Source organism: Micromonospora narathiwatensis (genome assembly GCF_900089605.1).
Lineage (GTDB): Bacteria > Actinomycetota > Actinomycetes > Mycobacteriales > Micromonosporaceae > Micromonospora > Micromonospora narathiwatensis.
Window position 1 is genome coordinate 3,669,321 of sequence record NZ_LT594324.1, and the last position, 26,420, is coordinate 3,695,740.

At 74.2% G+C, this 26,420-nt stretch carries 25 protein-coding genes; 14 read left to right on the top strand and 11 right to left on the bottom strand.

The window, feature by feature from the left end:
- Positions 1-49 precede the first annotated feature (49 nt).
- A complete protein-coding gene (locus GA0070621_RS15530) occupies positions 50-775 on the top strand; it encodes a TetR/AcrR family transcriptional regulator C-terminal domain-containing protein (RefSeq protein ID WP_167666945.1) in 726 nt (241 codons plus the stop codon).
- A 59-nt stretch (positions 776-834) separates the two neighbouring features.
- On the opposite strand, the gene GA0070621_RS15535 is transcribed toward GA0070621_RS15530, so the two are convergent.
- Together GA0070621_RS15535 and GA0070621_RS15540 are read right to left on the bottom strand one after the other, a co-directional pair.
- Positions 835-1,506, bottom strand: a complete 672-nt coding sequence (locus GA0070621_RS15535; protein ID WP_167666946.1) for a lysophospholipid acyltransferase family protein — start codon at positions 1,504-1,506, stop codon at positions 835-837.
- 17 nt (positions 1,507-1,523) lie between these two features.
- Positions 1,524-2,114 (bottom strand): TetR/AcrR family transcriptional regulator, encoded by a 591-nt coding sequence (locus GA0070621_RS15540; RefSeq protein WP_091196192.1) that lies wholly within the window; start codon positions 2,112-2,114, stop codon positions 1,524-1,526.
- A gap of 108 nt (positions 2,115-2,222) precedes the next feature.
- Between GA0070621_RS15540 and GA0070621_RS15545 the strand changes: the two genes are divergently transcribed.
- The 6 genes from GA0070621_RS15545 to GA0070621_RS15570 are packed head-to-tail and all read left to right on the top strand — an operon-like array spanning position 2,223 to position 7,573.
- Complete coding sequence (locus tag GA0070621_RS15545; RefSeq protein ID WP_091202478.1) at positions 2,223-2,732, top strand: YbaK/EbsC family protein; 510 nt, start codon at positions 2,223-2,225, stop codon at positions 2,730-2,732.
- Positions 2,729-3,481: a monooxygenase gene (locus GA0070621_RS15550; RefSeq protein WP_091196196.1), complete on the top strand. Its 753-nt coding sequence runs from the start codon at positions 2,729-2,731 to the stop codon at positions 3,479-3,481. Before GA0070621_RS15545 ends, GA0070621_RS15550 begins: the two co-directional genes overlap by 4 nt.
- Entirely contained in the window at positions 3,478-4,056 is a 579-nt protein-coding gene (locus tag GA0070621_RS15555) for a GNAT family N-acetyltransferase (RefSeq protein WP_091196198.1), read from the top strand. Before GA0070621_RS15550 ends, GA0070621_RS15555 begins: the two co-directional genes overlap by 4 nt.
- A complete protein-coding gene (locus GA0070621_RS15560; protein WP_091196201.1) occupies positions 4,053-4,949 on the top strand; it encodes a carotenoid biosynthesis protein in 897 nt (298 codons plus the stop codon). The genes GA0070621_RS15555 and GA0070621_RS15560 overlap by 4 nt, the downstream gene beginning before the upstream one ends.
- Positions 4,946-6,073 carry a glycosyltransferase gene (locus GA0070621_RS15565; protein ID WP_091196204.1) on the top strand — a complete coding sequence of 376 codons (1,128 nt, stop codon included), beginning with the start codon at positions 4,946-4,948 and terminating at the stop codon, positions 6,071-6,073. The genes GA0070621_RS15560 and GA0070621_RS15565 overlap by 4 nt, the downstream gene beginning before the upstream one ends.
- A 12-nt stretch (positions 6,074-6,085) precedes the next feature.
- Positions 6,086-7,573, top strand: a complete 1,488-nt coding sequence (locus GA0070621_RS15570) for a phytoene desaturase family protein (RefSeq protein WP_091196207.1) — start codon at positions 6,086-6,088, stop codon at positions 7,571-7,573.
- Positions 7,574-7,698: 125 nt separating this feature from the next.
- On the opposite strand, the gene GA0070621_RS15575 is transcribed toward GA0070621_RS15570, so the two are convergent.
- Together GA0070621_RS15575 and metF are read right to left on the bottom strand one after the other, a co-directional pair.
- Positions 7,699-8,388 (bottom strand): CDP-alcohol phosphatidyltransferase family protein, encoded by a 690-nt coding sequence (locus GA0070621_RS15575; RefSeq protein ID WP_091196209.1) that lies wholly within the window; start codon positions 8,386-8,388, stop codon positions 7,699-7,701.
- Positions 8,389-8,433: 45 nt separating this feature from the next.
- Entirely contained in the window at positions 8,434-9,351 is a 918-nt protein-coding gene (gene metF / locus GA0070621_RS15580) for a methylenetetrahydrofolate reductase [NAD(P)H] (RefSeq protein WP_091196212.1), read from the bottom strand.
- 228 nt (positions 9,352-9,579) lie between these two features.
- On the opposite strand from metF, the gene GA0070621_RS15585 reads away from it, so the two are divergent.
- Both GA0070621_RS15585 and GA0070621_RS15590 read left to right on the top strand, forming a co-directional pair.
- On the top strand, positions 9,580-10,956 hold the full coding sequence (locus tag GA0070621_RS15585; protein ID WP_091196215.1) for a helix-turn-helix domain-containing protein: 1,377 nt from the start codon (positions 9,580-9,582) through the stop codon (positions 10,954-10,956).
- Between the two features lie 10 nt (positions 10,957-10,966).
- On the top strand, positions 10,967-12,049 hold the full coding sequence (locus tag GA0070621_RS15590; RefSeq protein ID WP_091202480.1) for a polyprenyl synthetase family protein: 1,083 nt from the start codon (positions 10,967-10,969) through the stop codon (positions 12,047-12,049).
- A 101-nt stretch (positions 12,050-12,150) separates the two neighbouring features.
- Here the strand turns inward: GA0070621_RS15590 and GA0070621_RS15595 are convergent, their stop codons facing one another.
- Positions 12,151-12,540: an Rv2175c family DNA-binding protein gene (locus tag GA0070621_RS15595; RefSeq protein ID WP_091196218.1), complete on the bottom strand. Its 390-nt coding sequence runs from the start codon at positions 12,538-12,540 to the stop codon at positions 12,151-12,153.
- 164 nt (positions 12,541-12,704) lie between these two features.
- On the opposite strand from GA0070621_RS15595, the gene pknB reads away from it, so the two are divergent.
- Positions 12,705-14,687, top strand: a complete 1,983-nt coding sequence (gene pknB, locus GA0070621_RS15600; protein WP_091196221.1) for a Stk1 family PASTA domain-containing Ser/Thr kinase — start codon at positions 12,705-12,707, stop codon at positions 14,685-14,687.
- Positions 14,688-14,692: 5 nt separating this feature from the next.
- Positions 14,693-15,589: a deoxyribonuclease IV gene (locus GA0070621_RS15605; protein ID WP_091202482.1), complete on the top strand. Its 897-nt coding sequence runs from the start codon at positions 14,693-14,695 to the stop codon at positions 15,587-15,589.
- Positions 15,590-15,701: 112 nt separating this feature from the next.
- On the opposite strand, the gene GA0070621_RS15610 is transcribed toward GA0070621_RS15605, so the two are convergent.
- The 3 genes from GA0070621_RS15610 to GA0070621_RS15620 form a co-directional block, all read right to left on the bottom strand.
- Positions 15,702-16,736, bottom strand: coding sequence for a threonine aldolase family protein (locus tag GA0070621_RS15610; RefSeq protein ID WP_091196224.1), 1,035 nt, complete (start codon positions 16,734-16,736; stop codon positions 15,702-15,704).
- A gap of 59 nt (positions 16,737-16,795) precedes the next feature.
- A complete protein-coding gene (locus GA0070621_RS15615) occupies positions 16,796-18,202 on the bottom strand; it encodes a class II 3-deoxy-7-phosphoheptulonate synthase (RefSeq protein WP_091196227.1) in 1,407 nt (468 codons plus the stop codon).
- A gap of 110 nt (positions 18,203-18,312) precedes the next feature.
- On the bottom strand, positions 18,313-18,816 hold the full coding sequence (locus GA0070621_RS15620) for a hypothetical protein (protein WP_091196230.1): 504 nt from the start codon (positions 18,814-18,816) through the stop codon (positions 18,313-18,315).
- 258 nt (positions 18,817-19,074) lie between these two features.
- Here GA0070621_RS15620 and GA0070621_RS15625 point away from each other — a divergent pair, with 258 nt between their 5' ends.
- Positions 19,075-20,055, top strand: a complete 981-nt coding sequence (locus tag GA0070621_RS15625; protein WP_167666949.1) for an AraC-like ligand-binding domain-containing protein — start codon at positions 19,075-19,077, stop codon at positions 20,053-20,055.
- 65 nt (positions 20,056-20,120) lie between these two features.
- Here the strand turns inward: GA0070621_RS15625 and GA0070621_RS15630 are convergent, their stop codons facing one another.
- Complete coding sequence (locus tag GA0070621_RS15630; RefSeq protein WP_091196237.1) at positions 20,121-21,749, bottom strand: glycosyl hydrolase family 18 protein; 1,629 nt, start codon at positions 21,747-21,749, stop codon at positions 20,121-20,123.
- Between the two features lie 143 nt (positions 21,750-21,892).
- Between GA0070621_RS15630 and GA0070621_RS15635 the strand changes: the two genes are divergently transcribed.
- The gene (locus tag GA0070621_RS15635; RefSeq protein ID WP_091196240.1) at positions 21,893-22,381 is read left to right on the top strand and encodes a glutathione peroxidase; all 489 of its coding nucleotides are present in this window, start codon (positions 21,893-21,895) and stop codon (positions 22,379-22,381) included.
- Positions 22,382-22,546: 165 nt separating this feature from the next.
- Here GA0070621_RS15635 and GA0070621_RS15640 read toward each other — a convergent pair whose 3' ends face one another.
- Complete coding sequence (locus GA0070621_RS15640; RefSeq protein WP_091196242.1) at positions 22,547-24,520, bottom strand: glycoside hydrolase family 44 protein; 1,974 nt, start codon at positions 24,518-24,520, stop codon at positions 22,547-22,549.
- Between the two features lie 148 nt (positions 24,521-24,668).
- Positions 24,669-25,475 carry an SGNH/GDSL hydrolase family protein gene (locus GA0070621_RS15645; protein WP_091196245.1) on the bottom strand — a complete coding sequence of 269 codons (807 nt, stop codon included), beginning with the start codon at positions 25,473-25,475 and terminating at the stop codon, positions 24,669-24,671.
- A 248-nt stretch (positions 25,476-25,723) separates the two neighbouring features.
- Between GA0070621_RS15645 and GA0070621_RS15650 the strand changes: the two genes are divergently transcribed.
- The gene (locus GA0070621_RS15650) at positions 25,724-26,413 is read left to right on the top strand and encodes an NADPH-dependent F420 reductase (protein WP_091202483.1); all 690 of its coding nucleotides are present in this window, start codon (positions 25,724-25,726) and stop codon (positions 26,411-26,413) included.
- The last annotated feature ends 7 nt before the right edge of the window (positions 26,414-26,420 follow it).

Here is a 26,420-nt window from a genome sequence, read left to right on the forward strand (position 1 = left end):
TACAGAGTACGATAGACACAGTTTCGGTCCGAGAACAAGAGGGGTCATCGTGGAGACCGGTGATGCCGACCAGCGGCGGCTGTACGAGTTGCTGTGGGGCGTGCCCAGCGGACCGCGTCGCGGGCCCCGCCCCACCCTGACGCCGGTCGCGATCGCCCGGGCCGGCATCGCCATCGCCGACGCCGAGGGGCTCGACGGGCTGACCATGCAGCGGGTCGCCGAGTCGCTGGACGTCACCAAGATGGCGCTGTACCGGTACGTGCCCGGCAAGGCCGAGCTGGTCGCGCTGATGCTGGAGGCGGCGATGGGAGAACCGCCCCCGCCGCCGACGGGTGCCGACTGGCGCGGCCAGCTCGACGACTGGGCCCGGCAGCTGTTCGACCGGTTCCGCCGCCACCCGTGGGCTCACGCGGCGACCATCGGCCCCCGACTACCCGGCCCGAACGAGCTGGCCTGGCTGGAACGGGTCGTCACCGCCCTCACCGACACCGGGCTGACCGGCGACGAACAGCTCGACGTCGCGGTGCTGCTGGTCGGGCACGCCCGCAACCTGGCCCAGCACGCGCCGCCCCCCACCGACACCCCGGGACCGAGCCAGGAGGCCGGGTTCGCCGCGCTGCTGCGGGGTCGGGAGGAGCGCTTCCCGGCGCTCACCGCCGCCCTGCGCTCGACCCGGGGCAACGGCGACCAGGCCCTCGACTTCGGCCTCGCCCGCATCCTCGACGGCATCGAGGCCCTCATCACCGCCCGCGCCGCCCCACGCCGGGACATTTGAGGGTGGTCCCTTGCGCCGCCCGCCCGGACACGGGACACCCGAAGGACCTTGGTAGCAAGTCACCGGACGGTGGTGGCGGAGAGCTCGTTGTAGCCCTCGGCCAACTCCTGACCGGACAGTTCCCGGATCGCCGCCATGATCTCGTCGGTGACCGCGCGCCGGGCCTGACCGGCGCTGCCCGACCCCGGCGTGAAGTGCAGCGGGGCGCCGAAGCGTACGGTGATCCGCCCGATCCGGGGCAGTCGGGCGCCGACGGGCTGGATCCGATCGGTGCCGGCCACGGCGACCGGGACGACCGGCGCCCCGGAGGCGAGCGCGAGCCACGCCACGCCCGTACGCCCCCGGTAGAGCCGCCCGTCCCGGGAACGGCTGCCCTCCGGGTGAATGCCGAACGCCCGTCCGGCGGCGAGGATGCCGAGCGCGACCTCCAGCGACTCCTGGGCGGCCCGGTGGCCACCCCGCGGCACCGGCACGGCGTCGATCCCGGTGAGACAGGCCCGGGTCAGCCAGCCCAGGAACCCGGGCCGCCGGAAGTACTCGGCCTTGGCCAGGAAGGCCACCGGCCGGGGTGCCACCAGAGGGATCACGATGCTGTCGAGAAAGGAGAGGTGGTTGGCCGCCAGGATCACCGGCCCACGCTCCGGCACGTTCCCGCGCCCCTCGACGACCGGTCGGTAGACCAGCCGGGCGAGCGGCGCGACCAGTCGCCGTACGATCCCCTGCACCAGCACTGGGCGGCCTCGCTTTCTCAGTGGCCGGCGGACCCGAGATGGGCGTCCAGCGCGGCGCGCAGCAACGGTTCGGCCTCGTCGACCCCGGTCATCAACTGCAGGCTGCCCCAGAGCCTGAGCTGGGCCAGGCCGTGCAGGTTGGCCCAGAGGGCACCGGCGACCACCGCGGCCGGCGACCCGCCGGGCGGGGCGGGGCGGGCGCGGGCAACCAGGTCGACGAGGACCTCGAACAACGGGACACTGGCCGCCCGCAGGCCCATCTGGTTACCCCGTAGCAGGTCGTGCCGGAACATCAACTCGAACATGCCCCGGTTTCCGTGGGCGAACTCCAGGTACCGCCGGCTCAGCGCGAGCAGGAGGTCGTACGGGTCCCGGTCGCTGTCGGCGAGCACCTCGTCCGCCTGCCGGCCGAGTTCCCGGTAGCCCTCCCGGGCGATGGCGGCCAACAACGCCTGGTGCGTCGGGAAGTGCCGACGAGGGGCCCCGTGCGACACCCCGGCCCGCCGGGCGATCTCCCGCAGGGAGAGTCCTTCCGCGCCCTGCCCGGCCACCAGCTCAACACCCGTCGCGACCAGGCGAGCCCGGAGCCCGACGTTCGGTTGATCCATGGGAGGTGTCTACCAGAGATCCGTAGACAGTGTCTACTTCGGCGACGGACGAACCGTCCCGCCCGGGCGGGTGTGGTGCGGAACGGGGCAGGAAGCAGAATGAGCGGCATGCAGTCACAGCCAGACGTGCAGGCGACGCACCCGAACGTGCGGGCGGTACAGCGCGCGCTCGACGACGCGGGCGCCCGGGACGGCTCCGGCGCGGCGAGTCGGATCCGCCTGCTGCCCGAGGCGGTGCACACCGCCGCGGCGGCGGCCGAGGCGCTCGGCGTCGGCGTGGGCGCCATCGCCAACTCGCTCGTCTTCGACGCGGACGACGCCCCGCTGCTCGTGCTCACCTCCGGCGCGCACCGGGTGGACACCGCCGGCCTGGCCGCGTCCCTCGGGGTCACCCGGCTGCGCCGGGCCACCCCCGACTTCGTCAAGCGGCACACCGGGCAGGTGATCGGCGGGGTCGCCCCGGTCGGCCACCCCGGGCCGCTGCGCACCGTGGTCGACACCGCCCTGGCGGCGTACGACGAGGTGTGGGCGGCCGGTGGCGTGCCCCGGGCGGTCTTCCCCAGCACGTACGCGGAGCTGCTGCGGATCACCGCCGGCACCGCCGCCGAGGTGGCGTGAGCGAGCGAACCGTCAGGCTCGGCGCTCCCGGACTCGTCACCCTGCACGCGTGGCGGATCCCCCGCCGGGCGCTCCCCCGGGCGCTGGCCCGGATGGCGGCGCATCCGTCGCGGCTGCGCCGGACCCCCGGCGTACGGTTCGGCAAGCTGCTCGGCACCGGGACGGGCAGCGGCTTCGGCCCCGGCGACGCCGACCTGACCCGATGGGCCGCCCTGGTGGTCTGGGACTCCCCCACCGCGGCGGCCGGCTTCGACGCCTCGCCGGTCGGCCGGTCCTGGGCCCGGATCGCCCGCTCCTCCGTCCGGCTGGAGCTGCGCCCGTTGACCAGCCGGGGCGAGTGGTCCGGCCACCGGCCGTTCGGTGAGCCCTCCGGCGGCCCGGTCACCGGTCCGGTCCTGGCGCTGACCCGGGCCCGGCTGCGGGCCCGTCGGGCGGTCACCTTCTGGCGGGCCGTCCCGCCGGTGGCCGCCGCCCTGCGCGACGCGCCCGGGCTGCTCGCCCGGCTCGGCGTCGGCGAGGCGCCGCTGGGCTGGCAGGGCACGGTGACCGTGTGGCGGGACGCGGCGGACCTGGTCGCGTTCGCGTACCGTCACCCGGAGCACCGCGCCGCGATCACGCGCACCGCCGCCGAGGGGTGGTACGCGGAGGAGTTGTTCGCGCGGTTCGCGGTGTGCGACGTGGTCGGCGACCCCGCGGTGTTGGGATGGGCCGCCGAGGGCGACCCGGGATCGGTGAGAGGACACGCATGAGGCTGGTGCGGTGGACGCCGGACGACCTGGTCCGGCGGCTGGACGACGTGGTGGCCGTCTACGGCGAGGCGATGGGCTACCGCGCCGACCTGTTGGAGGCCCGGCGCGGCTACATCGCCACCCACGCCCGCCGTCCCGGCTTCCGCGCCGTGGCCAGCCTCACCAGCGAGGGACACCTGGCCGGCTTCGGATACGGCTACCTCGGCGCCGCCGGGCAGTGGTGGCACGACCAGGTGCAGCGGGCGCTGGGCGCCGCGGCCCGGCGGCGCTGGCTGACCTACCCCTTCGAGGTGGTGGAGCTGCACGTCCGCCCGCCCGCGCAGGGGCACGGCCTCGGCGCCGGCCAGCTCCGCGCCCTGCTCACCATGGCGGAGGGGACGACCACGCTGCTCTCCACCCCGGAGGCCGACGAGCAGAAGTCCCGGGCCTGGCGGCTGTACCGCCGGTTCGGTTTCGTCGACGTCCTGCGCGACTTCCACTTCCCCGGCGACGAGCGGCCGTTCGGGGTGCTCGGCCGGGACCTGCCGCTGCCCCCACCGGGCCCCGACGCCGCACCGGGCGCGGCCACGTCGTGAGCCGCGGCCGGCTGCCCTGGGCGCTGCTGGCCGTCCTGGTCCTCGCCCAGATCTGCTACCCGCTCACCAGCGGCGCCACCCGGGCCGGCCTGACCGTGGCCACCGTCGTGCTCGGGTACCTGCTCTCCGTCGGCCACGCGCTGCTCAGCCGGGGTACGCGTACCGCGGTCGCGCTGGTCGCGGTGGCCACCGGCGGCGGGTTCGCCGTGGAGGCGCTCGGGGTGGCCACCGGCTTCCCGTTCGGCGGCTACGACTACTCCGGCGAGCTGGGACCGAAGCTGGCCGGGGTACCGCTGATCATCCCCCTGGCGTGGACCTGGATGGCCTGGCCGGCCTGGCTCACCGCGGTCCGGATCACCGCGCCCTCGACCGCCGGGACGCGACCCGGACCGGCGACGGCGCCAGGTCGCGGCGCGGCGCCAGACGCGCCGAGCTGGAGTCGTCGGAGCCGCGCCGGCCGGATCGCGCTGGCCGCGGTCGGGCTCGCCGCCTGGGACCTCTTCCTCGACCCGCAGATGGTGGCCGAGGGCTACTGGGTCTGGCGGGACGCCACCCCGGCCCTGCCCGGGCTGCCCGGCGTCCCGGCCAGCAACTACCTCGGCTGGCTGCTCTTCGCGGTGCTGCTGGCGGCGGCGCTGCGCCCGCTGGCCGGGCCGGCCGTCGACCGCGCCGACCGGCGGGACGCGCCGATGTTCGCGCTCTACCTGTGGACGTACGCCGCCAGTGTGCTGGCGCACGCGGTCTTCCTCCGGCTGCCGGCCTCGGCGGTCTGGGGCGGGATCGGCATGGCGGTGGCCGCCGCGCCGCTGGCGGTGACGCTGCTGCGCGCCCGCCGCCGCGTCCCCGACCGACCGGCGGCCGACCCGGCGCCCCGCGTCGACGCACCGGCATGAGCGTCCTCCTCGCCCTGGTCGCCGCGCTCGCCGCGCTCACGACCCACACCTGGATCAACGCCACCCGCTGGCTGCGTCGCCCCGCCGCCGGTCCGGTCGAGGTGACCGAGGCGGTGGCGGTGCTGCTGCCGCTGCGCGACGAGGCCGACCGGGTGACGCCGTGCCTGCGCGCGCTGCTCGCCCAGCGGGGCGTACCGGACCTGCGGATCGTGGTGCTCGACGACGGCTCGACCGACGGCACCGCCGACGTGATCCGCGCGGTGGCCGGCGACGATCCCCGGGTCACCCTGCTCACCGGGGTCGCCCCGCCGTCGGGCTGGCTGGGCAAGCCGTACGCCTGCTGGCAGCTCGCCACCCGGACCCACCCGGACCCGACCGTGCTCGCCTTCGTCGACGCCGACGTGGTGCTCACCCCGTACGCCGTCGCGGCGGCCGTGACCGAGCTGCGCGCGGCGGGTGCCGCGCTGCTGTCGCCGTACCCCCGGATCGTGGTGCGGACGGCGGGCGACCGGCTGGCGCAGCCGCTGTTGCAGTGGTTGTGGCTGACCTTCCTGCCGCTGCGCGCGATGGAACGCTCGCCGCGGCCGTCCCTGGCGGCGGCGGGCGGGCAGTTCCTGGTGGTCGACCGGGCCGGCTACCTGCGGGCCGGCGGGCACGCGGCGGTGGCCGACAGGGTCCTGGAGGACATCGAGCTGGCCCGGGCGGTGAAGCGGGCCGGCGGCCGGATCGCCCTGGCCGACGGCTCCGGGCTCGCCGCCTGCCGGATGTACGAGAGCTGGCCCCAGCTACGCGACGGCTACACCAAGTCGCTCTGGGCCTCGTTCGGGCACCCGGCCACCGCGGCCGTGGTGGTGGCGCTGCTGCTCCTGCTCTTCACCGCGCCTCCGCTGGTCGCCGCAGCGGCCCTGGTCGCGGGTGCGCCGGCGGTGGCCGGGGCGGCGTTCCTGGCCTACCTGCTGGGCGTCGCCGGGCGGGTGGTCAGCGCCCGGGCCACCGGCGGGCGGGCCTGGCCCGACGCGCTGGCACACCCGGTGTCGGTCGGGTTACTCGGTTGGCTGACCCTGCGGTCGTACCATCTGCGGAAGCGACGCCGGCTCAGCTGGCGGGGTCGCCCGGTCGGCTAGGAGGGGCACGCCATGGCGCGGATCGTGGTCATCGGCGCCGGCGTGGGTGGGCTGGCCGCCGCCGCGCGGCTGGCGGTCAACGGGCACGAGGTCACCGTCTTCGAGCGGGCCGACACGGTCGGCGGCAAACTCGGCCGGCACGTCCACGACACGCCCGAGGGCGCGTACCACTTCGACACCGGGCCGAGCCTGATCACCCTGCCGCAGGTCTTCCACGACCTGTTCGAGGCCACCGGCGCGAAACTCGACGAGTACCTCGACCTGGTGCCGCTGGACCCGATCGTCCGGCACGTCTTCCCCGGCGGCGGCCCCACCCTCGACTCGTGCGCCGACCCGGACGAGTTCGCCGCCCGGATCGGCGCGGCGTTCGGCGACCGGGCCGCCGCCGACTGGCAGCGGCTCTGGCGACGGGCCGGCCGGGTCTGGGCGGCGTCGCACCGGGACGTCCTGCGCCGCCCGGTCGACTCCCCCCGCGACCTGGCCACGCTGGCCTGGCGGCTCGGCGACCTGGCCGCGATCGCCCCCGGACACACCCTGCGCGGGCTCGGCCGCCGCGAGCTGTCCGACCCCCGGCTGCGGATGTTGCTCGACCGGTACGCCACGTACACCGGCGCCGACCCGCGCCGCGCGCCGGCCGCGCTGGTCGCCGTCCCGTACGCCGAGCTGGCGTACGGCGGCTGGTACCTGCGGGGCGGGCTGGGCGGCCTCGCCGACGCGCTGCTGTCCCGCTGCCTCGACCTGGGCGTGGTGGTGCGGACCGGCACCACGGTCACCCGGATCGACGCGGCCGGCGGCCGGGTGCACGGGGTACGCCTCGCCGGGGTCGCCGCGCCCGTCCCCGCCGACGTGGTGGTGGCCAACGTGGACGCGCTCACCCTCTACCGGGACCTGCTGCCCACCCCGCGCCGGCTGGCCGGGCTCACCGACCGCAGCCTCGCCGGCTTCGTGCTGCTGCTCGGCGTACGCGGCGACTCCGGACTGGCGCACCACACCGTCTTCTTCCCCGACGACCACGACGCCGAGTTCGACGCGGTCTTCGGCGACCCGGGGCGGGGGGTACGGGCCCGGCCGGCGCTCGACCCGACGGTCTTCGTCACCGTGGCCGCCGACCCGGTGGTCCGCCCGGACGGCCACGAGGCGTGGTTCGTGCTGGTCAACGCCGCCCGCCACGGCACCGCCGCCGGCGCAGTGGACTGGCGCCGGCCGGGGCTGGCCGAGGCGTACGCCGACCGCGTCCTCGACGTGCTCGCCGAGCGGGGCGTGGACGTCCGGGACCGGCTGGTGTTCCGCGAGACCCGTACGCCGGCCGACCTGGACGCGGCGACCGGCGCGCCCGGCGGGGCGATCTACGGCACGGCGGGCGGCCTGCTCCGCCCGGCCAACCGGGGCCCGGCGGCCGGGTTGTGGCTGGTCGGCGGTTCCAGCCACCCCGGCGGCGGCCTGCCCATGGTCACCCTCTCCGCGGAGATCGTCGCCAACGAGATCGGCCCGGCCTGGTAGGTGCCACCTCGGGCCGGCCCCGCCCGGCCGGCCGGCCACCGCCACGTCGGCGAGGTGGCGGGGACCTCGGCCGCCGGTTACCGCCACATCGGCGACACGGCGAGCAAAGGCGGACGGGACCAGGGTCAGCCGGCGTTGATCAGGGTGCGGCGAACGGTGGAGATGAGCTGCCCGAGGCCGAAGCCGGCCAGCAGCACCCAGACCGTGGCGGCCATGGTGATGGTGCCGGCGGTCACGTCGGTGTCGATCAGACCGGAGAGCCCGGCGACCAGCAGCCCGATCAGGGCCACGCAGACCCGGGTGGGGCGTTCGCCCACGGTCACCGTGCCGATCTCGCGCATGCCGGCGGCGACCGCCCGGGCCCGGACGTACTCGTGCAGCCAGGACAGGCCGCCGGCCGCGGCGACCACCGCCCCCGGCGCGCCGAGCAGCCAGAACGCGACCAGCCAGGCGACCTCGCCGAGCCGGTCGGCGATCGAGTCGTAGACGTAGCCGAGCCGGGTGGTGCGGTTGGTGGCCACCGCCACCGCGCCGTCCACGCTGTCCGCCACCGCGGCCAGCAGCACGAACAGCGCGCCGAGGAACGGCCCGTCGGTCGGCCGGCCGACCAGCAGCGGCACGCAGACGCAGAGCAGCACCCCGAACACGGTCACCGGGGTCGGGCCGACCCGGAGCCGGCCCAGGATGTATCCCACGTGGTAGGAGAAGCGCAGCCAGGCGCGGACCACCGGGGCGGCGGCCCGCGGGTCGAACCCGCCGTGCAGCCGCGCCCAGGCGGTCGCGTACTGGTCCCAGTTCAGCTGTGTGCCCACCACGGGATCAACCGTAGAAGGGCGGCGCGGGTGTCGCGGGCCGCCCGGTCACACTCGCGCTTCGGCCCGCAGGTGCTGCCAGACCTCCCGGGTGGCGGTGGACCGGTTGAGGGTGATGAAGTGGATCCCGGGCACCCCCTCGTCCAGCAGCCGCGCGCACATCTCGCTGGCCTGCTCGATGCCGAGCCGGCGGACCGCCTCCGGGTCGTCGGCGACCTTCTCGAACCGCGCGGCCAGGGCCGGCGGGAAGGGCGCCCCGGAGAGCTGCACGGACCGCTCGATGGTGCCCATCTGGGTCACCGGCATCACGCCGGCCAGGATCGGGGTGTCGCAGCCCGCGGCGGCCACCCGGTCCCGTAGCCGCAGGTAGTCCTCGGCGTCGAAGAACATCCGGGTGATGGCGAACGCGGCGCCCGCCCGGCACTTGCGGACGAAGTGCTCCGTGTCGCTGGCGACGTCGGGCGAGCGCGGGTGCTTGTAGGGGAAGGCGGCCACCCCGACGCTGAAGTCGCCGGCGTCGCGGACCAGCCGGACCAGTTCCTCGGCGTACCCCACGCCCTCCGGGTGCCGGATCCACTCGCCGCCCGGGTTGCCCGGCGGGTCACCCCGCACGGCCAGCACGTTGCGGACGCCGACGGAGGCCAGCCGGCCGATGACGTTACGCAGCTCGGCGACCGAGTGGTTGACCGCGGTCAGGTGCGCCATCGGCAGCAGGGTGGTCTCGGTGGCGATCCGCTCGGTCACCGCGACCGTGGTGTCCCGGGTCGAGCCGCCCGCGCCGTAGGTGATCGACACGAACGACGGGCGCAGCGACTCCAGCTCGCGGATGGCCTGCCAGAGCAGGCGCTCCCCCTGCGGCGTCTTGGGCGGGAAGAACTCGAACGAGAAGGTCGGCCGGCCGTCACGGATCAGCTCCCCGATGGCCGGCTGCGGATTGGGGAGGACCGAGGGAAGACCGAGCGCCACGGATCGACTCTAACCGGTACGCCGCGTCGTACCCACGATCTTCCCAGCCAGCGAGCAGGGGCGCGGGGGAGCGTCGTACCCGGGGGGTAGAACGGGGGCAGCGCGGTGAGGGCCGGTCGGTGTGCCGGCCCGGGGGCCCGCGCGGGGGTCAGCACGATCGGCGGCGGGCCGGTCCGGCACTGCCGGGCGTCCGCGCCGTCACCCGCGCCGACGCCCTCCGGAGGACCGATGACCCCGTTCCCGCCATCCGAGCCGCGCCCGCTCGGGCCGCTCCTCGCCGAGTTGCGGTCCGCGCGCGGCTGGAGCCAGCAGCGGGTCGCCGCCGCGCTCTGCGCCGCCTCGGGCGTGCCGACCCTGACCCGGCACGAGGTATCCCGGTGGGAGCGGCAGCGCCGGCTCCCCGGCGACTTCTGGTCGGGCTGGCTCGCGGTGGTCCTCGGGGTGCCGGGTGAGCTGCTGGCCGAGGCGGCGGCGCACACCCGCCGGCTGGGCATCGTACCGGCGGCGGTCGACCGGGCCGGCTCCCGCTCCCGGGTGGCGCTGCTCACCCTCGCGTACCGCTGGGCCGCCGACCCGTCCGGCGCGTCGCTGGGCGGTCCGCTCGCCGCCCGTACCCCCGGGGCGCCGGCACCGGCGGGCCCGGGCGTGGCCGAGCTGCGGCGCTGGGACGACCTGCTGGGCGGGGCCGACCTGGCCGGGCACGGCACCCGCCGGCTGCGCCGCGTGGCCCGGGAGTGCGCCGTCGCCGGGCCGGCCGGTCGCCGCCGGCTGCTGCCGGCGCTGGCCGAGTCGGCGCAGCTCGCCGGCTGGCTCGCGGCCGACGCCGGAGACCTGCGCGGGGGCCTGGACGCCTACCGGCTGGCGCTGCGGGCGGCGGTGGCCGCCGCCGACCCGGCGCTCGCCGGGCACGTGCTCGGGTCGGCCAGCCACCTGCTGGCCGGCGTCGGGGACCCGCTGGGGGCGCTGACCCTGGCCCGGATCGGGTACGCCGGCTGCCGCGACGCGGCCTCCCCCGGCCTGCGGGCGCTGCTGCTGCACCGGGTGGCGCTCGCCGCCGCGCTCGCCGGGCGGTCGCGCGCCGCCCGGCAGGCCCTGGACGCCGCCGAGCGGACCGGCGGGCCGGGCCCGGGCCGGGAGCCGCCCTGGCTGTACTGGCTCGACGAGGCCGAACTGGCGGCGATGACCGGCCGCGCCCTGGTCGCGCTGGGCCGCCCCGGGCCCGCCGTGCCGCTCCTGACGCCCGTCACGCGTGGGCGGGGCGCGCCGCGCCGCGCGGCGGTCTACGGCGGCTGGCTGGCCCGGGCACACCTCCAGCTCGGCGAGGTGACGGCGGCCTGCGCGGCGGCGGGCGACGCGCTGCTCGACGCCGTCCGGTCCGGCTCACCACGGGCGGTCGGCCAGCTCGTCGACGTACGCCGCCGGCTGGCCACGCACCGCGACGAGCCGGCGGCCCGCCGGTACGCCGGCCTGCTCGCCGCGGCCCGGCCGTACCTGCCGCGCGGGGCGGCGGTCGGGCCCGGCCGGGCGCGGTCGCGGCGGCCCCGCGCCACGCCGGGCACGGCACACCGACATGCCGACACGACGCGGCCGGCGGGGACCGGCTAGCGTCGTGGCCGTGACCGACGCTGCTCCCGTATCCCCCGTCGACCGCGCCGGCCTGCGTCAGCGGATCGACAAGGCGCTCACCGAGTTCCTCGCCGGCCAGCGCGGCTGGCTGACCGCCGTCGATGACGGCCTCGTGCCGGTCGCCGAGGCGATCGAGGCGTTCGTGTTGAGGGGCGGGAAGCGGCTGCGGCCGGCGTTCGCCTACTGGGGCTACCGGGGCGCCGGCGGGGTCGACTCCGACCAGGTGGTCGCGGCCCTCGCCGCGCTGGAGTTCGTGCAGGCCAGCGCCCTGATGCACGACGACCTGATGGACCGCTCGGACACCCGGCGCGGCGAGCCGGCGGTGCACCGGCGCTTCGCGGCCCGGCACCGCGCCGCCGGCTGGGGCGGCGACCCGGACGGGTTCGGCGACGCGGCGGCGATCCTCCTGGGCGACCTCTGCCTGGTCTGGTCGGACGAGCTGCTGCACTCCGCCGGCCTCGACCCGCGTACGGTGGCCCGGGCCCGCCCGGTCTTCGACGAGATGCGCACCGAGGTGACCGTCGGGCAGTACCTCGACGTGCTGACCCAGGTCACCAGGGACACCTCCCCGGAGCGGGCCGGCAAGGTGGCCCGCTACAAGTCGGCGAAGTACACGGTCGAGCGGCCGCTGCTGCTCGGCGCCGCGCTGGCCGCCGCCCCGGCCGAGGTGCACGCGGCGTACTCGGCGTACGGGCTGCCGCTGGGTGAGGCGTTCCAGCTCCGCGACGACGTGCTGGGTGTCTTCGGCGACCCGGAGCGCACCGGCAAGCCGGCCGGCGACGACCTGCGCGAGGGCAAGCGGACGTACCTGGTGGCGACGGCCCTGGAGGGGGTCGACGACGCCGGCCGGGAGCTGCTGCTCGCCGGTCTCGGCGACCCGGGGCTGGACGCGGCCGGGGTGAGCCGGCTGCGCGAGCTGATCACGGCGAGCGGGGCGCTGGAGCGTACCGAGCAGCGGATCACGGCGTTGACCGAGAGCGCGCTGGCCGCCCTCGCCGTGGTCGACCTGGACACCGAGGCCCGTCAGGCCCTGGTCGACCTGGCCATCGCCGCCACCCGCCGCACCGACTGACCCCACCTTCCCGGCCCGCGCCCGCTGATCATGAAATTGTCGCGCCGCTCATCGGCGTGTCGTGACAACAACCTCATGATCAACGAGCCCGCGGGGACGGGTCAGAAGCCGAGGGCCTGGGCGCGGCGTTTGACCTCGCGGGCCTGGTCGCTGCCGAGCACGGCGGCCGGCGTGCCGGGGAGGGTGGAATCCTCCTCGTAGAGCCAGCGCAGCGCCGCCTCGTCGTCGTACCCGGCGTCGGCGAGCAGGTTGAGCACGCCGGGCAGGTGCTTGAGCACGGTGCGGTTGGCCACCAGGTCGGCCGGGACGCGGCGGACGCCGGCACGGCGTACCGCGATCAACTCCCGGTCCCGGATCATCTGGTGCACCTTGCTGATCGACAGGTCGAGGCGCTCGGCCACGTCCGGCAGGGTCAGCCAGTCGGCCGGGTCGGCCGGTCCGGGCAGGTCGGCACCGGTGGCGGTCGCGTCGGCGGGTACGGAATCGGTCACCCGAACACCCTGCCACGTGCCGGGTCGACCCGGGCACCGGCACCCCGCCGTACGCCCGGAGGCCGGGCGCGAGGGGGCGGCCACCCCGGCGGGACCGGTGCGATCCGGCCCGGCTGTAGCATCCTGTTCAACCTTCACCCCCTGGACACATAGACTGCCTGCCGATGGACACACAGGTCGCCGACACGTTGCTGGGCTCGCTGATCGACGGGCGCTACCGCATTCGCGGTCGCGTGGCCCGTGGCGGCATGGCGACCGTGTACACCGCCACCGACGAGCGCCTGGAGCGCACCGTGGCGGTCAAGATCATTCACCCGACCCAGGCACCCGAGGCCCGCTCCCGGATGGCCGGTTTCGTCGAGCGGTTCACCGACGAGGCGAAGACCATCGCCCGGCTGACCCACCCCAACGTGGTGGCGGTCTACGACCAGGGCACCCACGGCGGGCTCCCCTACCTGGTGATGGAGTACGTCCGGGGCCGCACCCTGCGCGACGTGCTCGCCGAGCGGCGCCGGCTCCACCCGGACGAGGCCCTCGCGATCGCCGAGCAGATGCTCGCCGCGATCGCCGCCGCCCACCGGGCCGGCCTGGTGCACCGCGACGTCAAACCGGAGAACGTGCTGGTCGCCGAGGCGCCCACCGGCGGCACCTTCAACCTGGTGGACAGCGTGGTCAAGGTGGCCGACTTCGGGCTGGCCCGCGCGGTCGAGGCGAGCGCCGAGGAGGAGAACGGCAACCAGCTGATGGCCACCGTGGCGTACGTGGCCCCGGAGCTGGTCACCGAGGGGCACGCCGACCCGCGCACCGATGTCTACTCCGCCGGCATCGTGCTGTTCGAGATGCTCACCGGCCGGGTGCCGTACGACGGCGACCGCCCGGTCGACGTCGCGTGGCAGCACGTCGACCGGGACGTACCCGCGCCGTCGACCCTGGTCCCGAGCCTGCCGAAGATCCTCGACGACCTGGTCTGCCGGGCCACCCGGCGGGATCCGAACGCCCGGCCCGCCGACGCGGGCGCGCTGTTGACCGAGGCGCAGGCGGCCCGGGAGGACCTGGGCAACCCCAACTCGCACACCGCCGTGCTGCGGAGGGTGGCCGACGAGACCGCCCCGGTGGCCCAGCCCACCATGGTGGTGGCGGCGGTCCGCCCCACCGAGCGTCCCCCCTGGGCCCGGCTGCCCGAGGGCGGCGGGCAGCGCCCGCACCGTCGCCGGGCCGCCCCCTCGGACGACCGGGGTGGCGGGCTGGCCGAGCTGCGTACCCGGCTGATGGGCTCCCCGCGCGGCCGGCTCGCGGTGGCCGCGGCGGTCGTGGTGCTCGGCCTGGTCGCCGCGATCGGCGGCTGGTGGTTCGGAATGGGGCGCTACACGGTCGCCCCGCAGCTGGTCAGCCTGACCAAGGCCGACGCGGAGGGGCAGGCCGCCCGGGGCGGCTTCGTCCTGAGGTACACCGAACCCCGCTACGACGCGAAGGTGCCGAAGGACAACGTGCTGGTGCAGAGCCCGGCCGCCACGGCCCGGATCGTCAAGGGCGGCACCATCACCCTGACCCTGTCGCTCGGCCCGGAACAGCTTCCGGTGCCCGACGTGGTGGGCAAGGAGTTCGAGCTGGCGCAGGCCGAGCTGGCCGACGCCAAGCTGGTGGTGGCCAAGGGCCCCGCCCGGTACGACGACGAGCTGCCCGCCGGGGTGGTGCTGGACACCAACCCGAAGGTGGGCACGGCGGTCAAGCCGGGCACGAAGGTGACCGTGACCCTGAGCAAGGGTCGTGCCCCGATCACCGTGCCGAACCTGGTCGGCAAGAACCTCAACGAGGCCCGGAACACCCTCGGCCAGCTCGGGCTGACCCCGGTCGAGTCGTACAAGGACTCGGACAAGCCGAAGGATGAGATCCTCGGCCAGAGTCCGGCCGACGGCACCGGGGTCGAGAAGGGCGCCCAGGTCAAGCTGGAGATCAGCAAGGGGCCACCGCAGGTGCCCGTCCCGCGGGTGATCGACATGCCCTGTGAGCAGGCCAAGCAGGTGCTGGAGAGCCAGGGCTTCCCGGCCAACATCCAGTTCAACCCCAACGGGGTGGCCCGTTTCCAGAACCCGGGCGAGAACACGCCGGTGCCACCGGGCACCCCGGTCACGGTGACGTGCCTGTGAGCGGCCTGCGAGCCCCGCAGCCGCGGACGAAAGCCGACCCGGAGGCCGGGCGGCGACGGGTCGGCTCGCACACCCCCGCCTCCGGCGGCCTGGCGAAGGCGGCGCTGCCGTACGCCGACGCCGCGGCGTCCGAGGTGGTGCAGGTCTACGTCTCGAACTCCCGGGGCTGGGCCCTGCCGGCAGGCGACCCGGCGCAGGACACGCTGTTCCGGGACGGCTGTGCCGAGCGGAGTTTGCCGGCGTTCATCCACGCCTCGCTGCTGGTGAACCTCGGCTCCCCCACGCCGGCCACGGTCGAGCGGTCGACGCAGACCCTGGCGCACGCGCTGCGCCGGGGCCGGGCGATCGGCGCCGAGGCGGTGGTGTTCCACGCCGGCAGCGCGGTGGACGCCGGGCACGCCGAGACCGCGATGCGGCAGGTACGCGAGGCCCTGCTGCCGCTGCTGGACGAGGCGGCGGCCGTTGACGGGCCGATGCTGCTGGTCGAGCCGAGCGCCGGGGGCGGCCGGTCGCTGGCCTCCCGGGTGGAGCGCCTGGGCCCGTACCTGGACGCGGTGGACCGCCACCCGATGATGGGCGTCTGCTTCGACACCTGCCATGCCTGGGCGGCCGGGCACGACCTGGCCGTCGAGGGCGGGATGACCGCGACGCTGGACGCCCTCGTCGCCGCCGTCGGCGCGGACCGGTTGAAGCTGGTGCACGCGAACGACTCGAAGGACCTGTGCGGCTCCACCCGGGACCGGCACGAGAACATCGGCAAGGGCACCATCGGCGAGCCGGCGTTCGCCGAGCTGATGCGCCATCCGGCCACGGCGGGCGTCCCGGTCCTGGTGGAGACCCCGACGGAGCGGCACGTCGGCCACGCCGCCGACATCGCCACCCTCAAGCGCCTCCACCCCTGACCCGGCCCGGGCACCGGCCCGTCGGCGGGCCGGCGTTGGTCAAGAAGTTCGCGTCGGAGAACCCGGCGCGGACAACGCGAACTCCTTGATCAACAACGCCGGAGCGGGACGGTCAGGCGCGCAGGATGCCGGCGAGGAGTTCGCCGGCGCGGTCGACGGCGGCGTCGTCGACGTCCAGGTGGGTGACCAGGCGGGCGGTACGCGGACCGAGCACCGAGATCAGCACGCCCGCCGCCCGGGCGGCGGCCGCGAGGGCCTTCGCGTCGAGCGGGTGCTTGGTCAGGTCGAGCGGGACGACATTGGTCCGCACCGGCGTGGCGAGCACCCCGTACGGGGCGACGGCCTCGGCCAGCCGGGCCGCCTTGGCGTGGTCCTCGGCGAGCCGCTCGACGTGGTGGGCCAGGGCGTACCGGCCGGCGGCGGCGAGGATGCCGACCTGCCGCATGCCGCCGCCCATCCGCTTGCGGATCCACCGGGCCCGCTCGATCTTCTCGGCGCTGCCCAGGACCAGGGAGCCGACCGGCGCGCCGAGGCCCTTGGAGAGGCAGACGGACATGGTGTCGAAAAGGGCGCCGTAATCCGCCAGCGGCACCTCGTCGGCGACGTGCGCGTGCCAGATCCGGGCGCCGTCGCAGTGCAGGGCGAGACCGTGCTCGTCGGCGACCCGGCGCAGCTCGCGCAGCGTGGCGAGGGGAATCACCCCGCCACCGCCCCGGTTGTGGGTCTGCTCGACGGCGATCGCCCGGGTCGGCACCGCGAAGTAGCCGTCGGGCCGGACCATCCCGGCCACCACGTCCGGGTCGATCTCCGCGCCGACCGCGGGCCAGGTCCGGGACGAGATTCCGCCGTACGCGGCCGCCGCGCCGATCTCGTACGTGACGACGTGCGCGTCGGCGTCGCAGAGCAGTTCCTCGGCGGGCGGCACGACGAGTTGGAGGGCGATCTGGTTGGCCATCGAGCCGCTCGGGGCGAACAGCGCGGCCTCGTGCCCGAAGCGGGCGGCGACCTCGGCCTCCAGCGCGGCGACGGTGGGGTCCTCGCCGTAGACGTCGTCGCCGACCTCGGCGGTGGCCATCGCCTCCCGCATCCCGGCGGTGGGCCGGGTCACCGTGTCGGAACGAAGATCAACAAAGTCAGCCACGATCATCCTTTCGGCTGCCGACTGCGGGGCTCGCAGGCTCGCTCCTCGCCTCGGCCACCCTCACGTCAGCCACGGAGCATCTCCGCCACCAGGAAGGCCAGCTCCAGCGACTGCTGGGTGTTCAGCCGCGGGTCGCAGGCGGTCTCGTACCGATCGGGCAGGTCGAAATCCTCGATGCCCTGGGCGCCGCCCAGGCACTCGGTGACGTCCTCGCCGGTCAGCTCCACGTGCAGACCGCCCGGGTGGGTCTCCAGGCCGCGGTGCACCTCGAAGTAGCCGAGCACCTCGTCGACGATCCGGTCGAAGTGCCGGGTCTTGTAGCCGTTCGAGGACTCGTGGGTGTTGCCGTGCATCGGGTCGCACTGCCAGACCACCTTGGCGCCGGCCGCGGTGACCTTGGCCACGATCGGGGGCAGGGCGTCCCGGACCCGGTGGTTGCCCATCCGGCTGATCAGGGTGAGCCGACCGGGGATGTTGTCCGGGTTGAGCTTCTCGCAGAGCTCGATGGCCTCGTCCGGGGTGGTGGTCGGGCCGAGCTTCACCCCGATCGGGTTGGCGATCCGGGAGATGAAGTCGATGTGCGCCCCGTCGATCTGCCGGGTCCGCTCGCCGATCCAGAGGAAGTGCCCGGAGAGGCCGTACGCGCGGTTGTCGGAGATCCGGGTGAGCGCCCGGTCGTACTCCAGCGCCAGCGCCTCGTGGGAGCAGTAGAGGGTGACCGTGCGCAGCGCCTCGTCGTCGGTCATCCCGCAGGCGCGGATGAAGGCGATGGCCCGGTCGATCTCCCGGGCGATCGCCTCGTACCGCTCGCCGGCCGGCGACTGCTTGACGAAGTCCTTGTTCCAGTCGTGCACCGCGTGCAGGTCGGCCAGCCCGCCGGCCAGGTACGCCCGGAGCATGTTCATCGCGGCGGCCGAGTTGGCGTACGCCCGGATCATGCGCTGCGGGTCGGCGACCCGGGCCGCCGGCGTGGCCTCCAGCGAGTTGATCATGTCGCCACGGTAGGCCGGCAGGCCGCGCGCGTCGGTCGGCAGCGAGCGGGGCTTGGTGTACTGGCCGGCGACCCGGGCGACCTTGACCACCGGCAGCGACGCGCCGTACGTCAGCACGATCGCCATCTGGAGCAGCGTGCGGGCGTTGGCCAGCAGGTGGCTCTCGGTGTTGTCGGCGAAGGTCTCCGCGCAGTCCCCGCCCTGGAGCAGGAACGCCCTGCCCTCGCAGACCAGCGCGAGCCGCTGCCGGAGCTGGTCGACCTCGTAGGGCGCGACCACGGACGGCACCGTGTCGAGCACCTTGCAGACCTCGGCGACCTGGGCCGGGTCCGGCCAGGGCGGCATCTGCACGCGGGGAAGCTCCCGCCAACGGTCCAGACCGAGGGCCGCGTCCTCGGCGGAGTCGGCGGTCGGACGACTGGTCCGCAGTCCCGGGCTGCCCACCGCGGGGTGACTCAGCTGATGCCACTCATGGCGCATGGGAGAAAGCGTACGGCGACCGTGGTGGCGGTCCGCCGCCGAGGGGGATGGTTCCGGTGGTTGGGAGATCACCGACACACTCCGGACGGGGCGGGTCGGCCCGGTGCCGGTCAGGGGGTGACGGTGGGTTCCGGGGTGTTGCCACCCGGCGCCTCGGCCGAGATGCACCAGTCGGCGCCGCTGCGGGTGACCGTGAACAGCAGCGGCCGGGTGGCCTTGCGGGCCCCGACGGCGACGGTGATCGTGGTGCTGACCTCCTGGCCGCCCGGGCCGGACCGGACGTCGGTGATGGTGGCCTGCGGCACGGTGAAGTGGTCGGCGAAGTCGCCGTTGGGACCGGTCGCGGCGGCGTCGAAGGCGGTCTGCGCGGGCGCGCAGAACTGGCTGCGGCCCGCATCGGCGTCCTTGGCGGCCATCGCGTCGAGGTACGCCTGCACCCGCTCGCGGCTCTTGGCCGCCGCCTCGTCGGCCGGCGCCCGCTGCGCGTCGCTGGGCGCGGCGCCCCCCACTTCGTCGCCACCGCCGCCGAGGCCGAGGCCGCAGCCGGCCAGGGCGGCCGGCAGGAGCGCGAGCAGGGCGGCACCGGCCGCGGTTCTCGGGTGCGTCAGGCCCATCGGTCTCTCCCATCGGCGCGGGCGTCGAGACATGCCGAGCGGCGAGTGTGTCACATCGACACTTCCGCATGTCGTACCCGTGGTCGTAGTCCATCGCCGGCGGACGCGGACCCGGACCGGCGGCGCCCCCATCCTCGCCTCCGCCTGCCCCTGCCGCCAGACCGGCACGCGACGTGCGGCCGATCCGGACGGCTGGTTAGATCCGGGGCACGTCGCGGCGCCGGGCCGCACGCCCAGGAGGTGACGATCATCCTCGCCGTGGCGTCAGTCGACACCGCGTGGCTACCCCCGGCGGAGCGGTTCGACTTCTGGCAGGACCTGGTTGCCCGCGAGTCGGCGGCGGCCCGGATCAGCAGCGCGCACGCCGACGACTTCACCGCCTCGGCCCGGGCGGTCGACCTCGGCGTGGTGAGGCTCGGGACGTGGCGCTACCCGTCGCTGGAGCTGGCCCGTACGCCACGGATGATCCGCAGTTCGGACCCGGAGCTCTATCAGCTCGCCCTGCCTCTCTCCGGGCACGGCGTGGTGTACCAGCAACGCCGGTCGGGGCCGCTCGACCCGTCCGGCTTCACCCTCGTCGACACCGTCCGCCCGCACGGGTCCCGGCATTCGCCGCGCCCGGCGACGGCCGCGCCCCTGGAGACGCTGACCGTCCTGCTGCCGCACCAGGCTCTCCCGCTGCCCGCGCGCCGGGTGGAGGCGCTGCTCGCGGACGTCATTCCGGCCGACCGTGGGATGGGCGGGCTGCTCGCCGACTTCCTGCGACGGATCGTCACGCACCCCGAGCAGTACGCGACGGACGACGCGCCTCAGCTGGGCCGGATCGCCCTGGACCTGATCTCCGGCACCCTGGCCCGGCGGCTCGACGTCGAGCGGGAACTGCCCGCCGAGGTCCAGGACGCCGGCCTGCGGGCCCGGGTCGAGGCGTTCGTCCGGCGGCACCTGGCCGACCCGGACCTCACCCCGGCGACCGTGGCGGCGGCGCACCACATGTCGCTGCGGTCGCTGCACCGGCTCTTCGCGGGCACGGGCACCGGCATCACCGTCACGGCCATGATCCGCACCGAGCGGTTGGCCGGCTGCTTCCGGGACCTCATCGACCCACGCCGGCGTCACCAGGCCATCCACCAGGTGGCCGCCCGCTGGGGCTTCCGGGACCGGGCCCACTTCAGCCGGGCGTTCCGGTCCGCGTACGGGCTCTCGCCGCGCGAGCACCGCGAGCGCGGCCGGCGGGGCTGAGCACCGAGCGGGGAGGGGCCGGTGCGGCCCCTCCCCGACGGGTGGGTGGTGCGTCGGCCCTCGGCTCAGCCGAGACCGCCCTTGATGGCGCCGATCAGCTCGCCGTTGCTGGTGTCACCGGAGAGCTCCCAGAAGAACGCGCCACCGAGGCCCTGGTTCTTCGCGTACGTCATCTTTCCGCCGATGGTGGACGGGGTGTCGTAGCTCCACCAGTTGCTGCCGCACTTGGCGTACGCGGTGCCGGCCACGGTCCCGTTGGCGGGGCAGCTGTTCTTGAGCACCTTGTAGTCCTCGATGCCCTGCTCGTACGTGCCGGGGGCCGGGCCGGTGGCGGTGCCGCCCGGGGCGGACTGGGTGACCCCGGTCCAGCCACGACCGTAGAAGCCGATACCGAGCAGCAGCTTGTCCGACGGCACGCCCTTGGACTTGAGCTTCTGGATCGCCGCGTCCGCCCAGAAGCCCTGCTGCGGGATGCCCGTGTACGAGTAGAGCGGCGAGTGCGGGGCGGTTGGCCCCTGGGCGTTGAAGGCGCCGAAGTAGTCGTACGTCATCGGCATCAGCCAGTTGAGCTGCGGAGCGGCGCCCGCGTAGTCGGCCGCGTCGATCTTGCCGCCGTTGCTGCCGTCCGCGGTGATCGCCGCGGTGACCAGGAAGCTGGAGCCGAACTTGCTGCGCAGCGCGCCGACCACGTTCTTGAAGGCGTTCGGGCCACTGCTGTCGCACTGCAGGCCGCAGGCGTTCGGGTACTCCCAGTCGATGTCGATGCCGTCGAAGACGTCCGCCCAGCGCGGGTCCTTGACCAGCGAGTAGCAGGAGTCGGCGAACGCGGCCGGGTTCTGCGCGGCCTGGGTGAAGCCGGCCGACCAGGTCCAACCGCCGAACGACCAGAGCACCTTGAGGTTGGGGTACATCCGCTTCAGCTTGCGGAGCTGGTTGAAGCTGCCGCGCAGCGGCTGGTCCCAGGTGTCGGCCACGCCGTCCACGCTGTCCGCCGCGGTGTACGCCTTGTCGTAGTCGGCGTAGCTGTCACCGATGCTGCACCGGCCACCGGTGGTGTTGCCGAAGGCGTACAGGATGTGGGTCAGCTTGGCCGCGGACCCGCTGGTGTGGATGTTCTTGACGTGGTAGTTGCGGGCGTAGACGCCCCACTCGGCGAAGTAGCCGACGACCTTCTTGCCCCCGGTGGGCGGCGGGGTCGTGGGCGGCGGGGTGGTCGGGGGCGGGGTGGTCGGCGGGGCCGTGGTGGGCGGGGCCGTCGTCGGCGGGGCGGTGGTGGGCGGCGGGGTGCCGCCGCCGGAGCAGGAGGCGCCGTTGACGGTGCAGTTCAGCGGCCCCTTGTACGCCCCGGTGCCGTTGTAGCCCCAGCTGAAGCTGGCGCCGGGCGCGAGCGGGCCGGCCCAGCTCTTCTTCACCGCGACGTAGTGGTTGCCGCTGCTGGTGACGTCGGCGTCCCAGAAGGTGCTGATGGTCGTGCCGGCGGGCAGGTCGAACTCGAGGCGCCAGGTGTCCACGCTGGCGCCGGTGCCGTTGGTGACGGTCACCTTCGTCTCGTGACCGGTCCCCCAGTCCTGCACCTTGGCGAAGGTGGCGGTCACGCTGCCCGCGGCGGACGCGGTCGCCACCGGTACCGCCGCGATCGCCAGCGCGAAGACGGCACCGGTGGCCCAGAGGGCCTGGCGGAGCGATCTCTTCATACGGCGTCTCCCCAAACAGTTAGGAAACTTTCCAGATTGATGCTGAGACGCTACTCACGCCGTCATCACTTCGTCAAGATGTAGATGCATCGATTTGTGGCCGCCCCGGGCCGGCCGGCCTGGCGGGCGCGTAGCCTCGCCTCATGAGCGTTTTCGACGTACGGATCGACGCCCTCGCCGGCGGCCCGGCCGACCTCGACCAGTACCGCGGCCGTGCCCTGCTGGTGGTCAACGTGGCCTCCCGGTGCGGCCTGACCCCCCAGTACGCCGGCCTCCAGACCCTCGCCGACGAGTACGCCGACCGGGGCCTGACCGTGCTCGGGGTGCCGTGCAACCAGTTCGCCGGCCAGGAGCCCGGCACGGCCGCCGAGATCGAGGAGTTCTGCCAGGTCAACTACGGCGTGACCTTCCCGCTGACGGAGAAGGTCGACGTCAACGGGCCGGACCGGCACCCGCTCTACGCCGAGCTGGTGTCCACGCCGGACGCCGAGGGACACACCGGCGACGTGCGGTGGAACTTCGAGAAGTTCCTGGTCGCGCCGGACGGCGCGGTGGCCGCCCGATTCGCCCCGCAGGTGGCCCCGGACTCCCCCGAACTGCGCGCCGCGATCGAGAAGGTGCTGCCGGCCTGACCCCACGGCGGCGGGCCCGGGACGTCGCCGCGCCCCGGGCCCGCCGGTCCGGACCGGTCAGCTCAGCCGGCGGCCCGCCGGCCTGGACCGGTCAGCTCAGCCGGCGGGTCCGCCGGCCTGGACCGGTCAGCTCAGCCGCCGGTCCGCCGGCCGGCTCGGGTCGGCTCAGCCGCAGCGCCGACCGTTGAGGGTGAAGACGGCCGGCGCCGGGTTCGATCCGGACCAGGCGCCGTTGAAACCGATGACCGTCGAGGCGCCGGGCGGGAGCTTCGCGTTCCAGCTCAGGCTCGCCGCGGTAACGGCCGCGCCGGCCTGCCGCCAGTCCGCCGACCAGCCCTGGGCGACCCGCTGGCCGGCGGCCGGGAAGTCGAAGCCGAGCCGCCAGCCGTCGATCGCGGTGGTGCCGGTGTTGGCGATGGTGACCTGCGCGGTGAACCCGCCCGGCCAACTGCCGTGCACCGTGTAGCTGACCTGGCAGTCGCCCGTCTCGGGGCCAGGCGGCAGCACCAGGTGGGTGACCGAGTTGGCCGGGAAGGTGGCGGTGAAGCCGCTCGACGCGACGGGCTGGTCGGCCTCCCGGACGATCCCGGCGAGGTTCGCCCCGCTGTAGCGGTACACCTGGGCGGTGGTGGCGGACACGCCGGCCAGGGACACCGGGCTGGTCAGGTCGTCGCCGGACTTGTTCACCACGACCAGGGTGAGCGCCTTGTCGCCGGCCCGCTCGGCCGCGTACACCGCCAGCTTGTCCTGGTCGGCGCTGGTGGCCCGGACGGAGGTCTCGCCGAACGCGCCGCCCTTGCCGTCGTAGTTGCGGTAGATCCGGAAGGCGTTGGCGACCGGCTGGTCCGCCGACGGGGCGGTCCACAGGTTGGCCAGGTCGAGCCCCTCGCGGCCGAAGATGCCCAGCACGTCCGCCTCGGCGAGCGCCCCGTTCAACGACCCGTGCGCGCCCCAGTTGTATTCGGTGATCGCGAGCTTGGTGCCCGGGTAGTGCTGGCCGACCATGTCCCGCAGCCGCGGGATGAACCGCACCGGCTGGTTGATCCAGGATTCGTCCACGTAGGTCGGGTCCCAGAGCTGCCGGGTGGAGCGCAGCCGCAGCGCCTGGGTGGCCTCGTCGCCGGGCGCGTCGTTGAACACCCCCGACTGCTGCGGGTAGATGTGGATGTCGAAGTAGTCGAGGATCCGGGTGCCGTGCTGCTCCTCGTACTCGCGCATCCGGTCCAGGTACCAGGGGCCGAGGTCCTGCCCGCCGTGGGCGGCCCTGTCCGGTGGGTTCCCCCAACATCCGGTTCGGCTGCAGACGTCCTGGTCGAGGCCGGAGAAGATGGTCGAGTTGAGCCCCCAGCCGACCGGGCCGAGGGTCTTCGCCCCCGGGTCGGCCGCCTTGATCGCGGCGGCGTACTCGTAGGTGCGGTCGCGCAGTTCGTCGTAGCCGAGGCCGGTGGGGCGGACGTCGCGGTGGGTGGAGTGCCACAGGTCCGGCTCGTTGTCCAGGTCGTAGAACTGCACACCACCGTCGGCGGCCGAGCCGAACTCCCCCTTGAGGTGGGTGATCCAGTCGGTGACGTAACCGGGGCCGACGGCGACGCTGGTGTCCTTCGGGTCGTTGCCGGTGACCAGGGTGCCGTCCGGCGTCTTGCCGTTGCCGCAGTCCGGCGCCCACGGGTCGGTCGACTCCTGCGGGCCGTACTTTTCCACGCTGAACCCGCAGGAGCGGGCCCGCTCCTTGGCGATCCAGCCGATCAGCGGGACGGTCATCACCGTCTGCGCGCCGGTGGCCTGGTTCTGCTGGACGAACCGGTCGGTCTCGGAGCCCTTCGGCAGGCTCGCCGGGTCCGGGTTGTCGTTCGGGATGTTCTCGAAGTACCAGTCCGAGGCCCGGTTGGTGGTGTCGGCACGGAAGTTGTAGCGGGTGGTGTGGTTGCCGCCGTACCGGTGCGCCGGCAGCCGGATGTCCCGGGCCAGGGCCTCGTCGGCAAAGTTCATCCCGTAGATGTACGGGCTGATCGGATGCCGTCCGGCGGTGGCGTCGACGGTCAGGGCGGGGCCGGCAAGGGCGAGGGCGGGCTCCGGCAGGACCAGGCCACCGAGGGCGGCGGCCAGCACGACCGGGAGCAGTGCCGTGGTGGGGCGCACGAGCTTTCCCTTCCTGAAGGAATCGAAGCTCGCCGCTGGGAGCGCCTCCGTAGCATCACGCTTCCCCGCCCGTCCGTCAATCCCGGAGCAACAGGGCGGGCCGCGCCGATCCGGTACGCGGATCGGCGCGGCCCGTGCCCGTGCCGGCTCAGCCCGCCGTCGAGCGGAAGACCGGGTAGTAGCCGCCGGACTGGCCCGCGGCCGTCGGGTGGTAGGAGATGGTGAGGTTGAGGAAGTTCAGCGCGTGCAGCCACTTCTCACCGCCGCTGCACAGCTGGTGACCGACGAAGCTCGACCGGACGTCGGCGAACTTGAAGCCGGCCGAGGTGGCGGCCGTCCGGATGATGTCGTCGACCAGGTTGATGCCCTCGTTGATCTTCGCCCGGGACTTCTCGGTGAGCCCGACGCAGATCGGGTTGCCGAGCTGGTAGAAGACCGGGTAGCCGACGACCACCACGCGGGCGCTGGGCGAACGGCTCTTGATGCCGTTGTAGACGTTGGCCAGCTTGCCCGGCAGCTCGCTACGGGCCTTGTTCTCGGCCGCGTCGATGGCGGCGATGCACTGCGCCTCACTGTTGAGCACGCAGGTGGTCATGATGCTGGAGAAGCCGACGTCGTTGCCACCGATGGTGACGCTGACCAGGGTCGTGGTCGACGACAGCGCGGAGAGCTGGTTGTTGATGACGTCGGTCGTGGTCGCGCCGGAGCAGGCCACCGAGCGGTACGACGCCGGCTTGATGTTGGTGTTGTAGAGCGCGGGATACGCGTTGTTGCTGCGCATGCAGGAGCCGCTCTCGGACGTGTAGCTGTCGGCGCCGACGCCGGAGGCGTACGAGTCGCCGAGCGCGACGTACCGGTCGGTGGCGGCCGCCTGGGCGGGGACGGCCATGGCCAGTGTGACACCGAGCGAGGACGCCAGGGTCAGGGCAAAGGTGGCAAGACGGGATCTCCGCACGTCGCACTCCTGGGGGTGGAGGGTGTTGGTGGGAGATTGATATCAATAGATCAAACGCTGACGGAAGATCAACGATTCGCAGGGTTTGCCGATAGACCCTTTTGCATACAAATCATTACCAGGGTTGCCCTGATCACTGAAGGTTTTCGCCAGATGAACGTTACGCCACAATCCGGGTGTCGGCTCGGCCGGATAACCAACCACCACAGTGGGGAATGCCGGTCGCCTTCGGCCGGTTGGCAACGGACATGACAACTGTGGGACTGATCGGCAGCGGCAACATCGGCGGCACCGTGGCCCGGCTGGCGGTGGCCGCCGGCCACGACGTGGTGCTCAGCAACTCACGCGGACCGGAAACCCTCAAGGAACTGGTGGACGAGCTGGGTCCCCGGGCCCGCGCCGCCACCGCCGCCGAGGCGGCCGCCGCCGGTGACCTCGTGGTGGTCACCATCCCGCTGCGGGCCTACCGGGAGGTGCCGGCCGGACCGCTCGCCGGCAAGATCGTCATCGACACCAACAACTACTACCCCGAGCGGGACGGGCGGTTCCCGGAGTTGGACGACGAATCGACCACCACCAGCGAACTGCTCCAGCGGCACCTGCCGGAGTCGCATGTGGTCAAGGGCTTCAACAACATCTACTTCAAGCATCTGCTCGCCCTGGCCCGGCCGGCCGGCGCGGACGACCGCAGCGCGCTGCCGATCGCCGGCGACGACCCGGCTGCCAAGGGCACGGTCACCGCGTTCCTCGACTCGCTCGGCTACGACGCAGTCGATGTCGGCAGGCTCGCCGAGGGCTGGCGGTTCCAGCGTGACACCACCGCGTACGCCGCCCTCTACGCGGCCGACCCGGCCGGCGACTGGGAACGACCGGCGCCCGTCGACGCGGCGAAGCTGCGCGCCGCCCTGGCCGCCGCCCGCCGCTACGCCGACAACTGATCGCCGC

Excerpts from the sequence above, each read along its gene's own strand:
- GA0070621_RS15540 (WP_091196192.1), bottom strand. The coding sequence starts at position 2,114 with ATGGATCAACCGAACGTCGGGCTCCGGGCTCGCCTGGTCGCGACGGGT.
- GA0070621_RS15545 (WP_091202478.1), top strand. The coding sequence starts at position 2,223 with ATGCAGTCACAGCCAGACGTGCAGGCGACGCACCCGAACGTGCGGGCG.
- GA0070621_RS15555 (WP_091196198.1), top strand. The coding sequence starts at position 3,478 with ATGAGGCTGGTGCGGTGGACGCCGGACGACCTGGTCCGGCGGCTGGAC.
- GA0070621_RS15565 (WP_091196204.1), top strand. The coding sequence starts at position 4,946 with ATGAGCGTCCTCCTCGCCCTGGTCGCCGCGCTCGCCGCGCTCACGACC.
- GA0070621_RS15570 (WP_091196207.1), top strand. The coding sequence starts at position 6,086 with ATGGCGCGGATCGTGGTCATCGGCGCCGGCGTGGGTGGGCTGGCCGCC.
- GA0070621_RS15585 (WP_091196215.1), top strand. The coding sequence starts at position 9,580 with ATGACCCCGTTCCCGCCATCCGAGCCGCGCCCGCTCGGGCCGCTCCTC.
- pknB (WP_091196221.1), top strand. The coding sequence starts at position 12,705 with ATGGACACACAGGTCGCCGACACGTTGCTGGGCTCGCTGATCGACGGG.
- GA0070621_RS15610 (WP_091196224.1), bottom strand. The coding sequence starts at position 16,736 with ATGATCGTGGCTGACTTTGTTGATCTTCGTTCCGACACGGTGACCCGG.
- GA0070621_RS15615 (WP_091196227.1), bottom strand. The coding sequence starts at position 18,202 with ATGCGCCATGAGTGGCATCAGCTGAGTCACCCCGCGGTGGGCAGCCCG.
- GA0070621_RS15620 (WP_091196230.1), bottom strand. The coding sequence starts at position 18,816 with ATGGGCCTGACGCACCCGAGAACCGCGGCCGGTGCCGCCCTGCTCGCG.
- GA0070621_RS15630 (WP_091196237.1), bottom strand. The coding sequence starts at position 21,749 with ATGAAGAGATCGCTCCGCCAGGCCCTCTGGGCCACCGGTGCCGTCTTC.
- GA0070621_RS15635 (WP_091196240.1), top strand. The coding sequence starts at position 21,893 with ATGAGCGTTTTCGACGTACGGATCGACGCCCTCGCCGGCGGCCCGGCC.
- GA0070621_RS15650 (WP_091202483.1), top strand. The coding sequence starts at position 25,724 with ATGACAACTGTGGGACTGATCGGCAGCGGCAACATCGGCGGCACCGTG.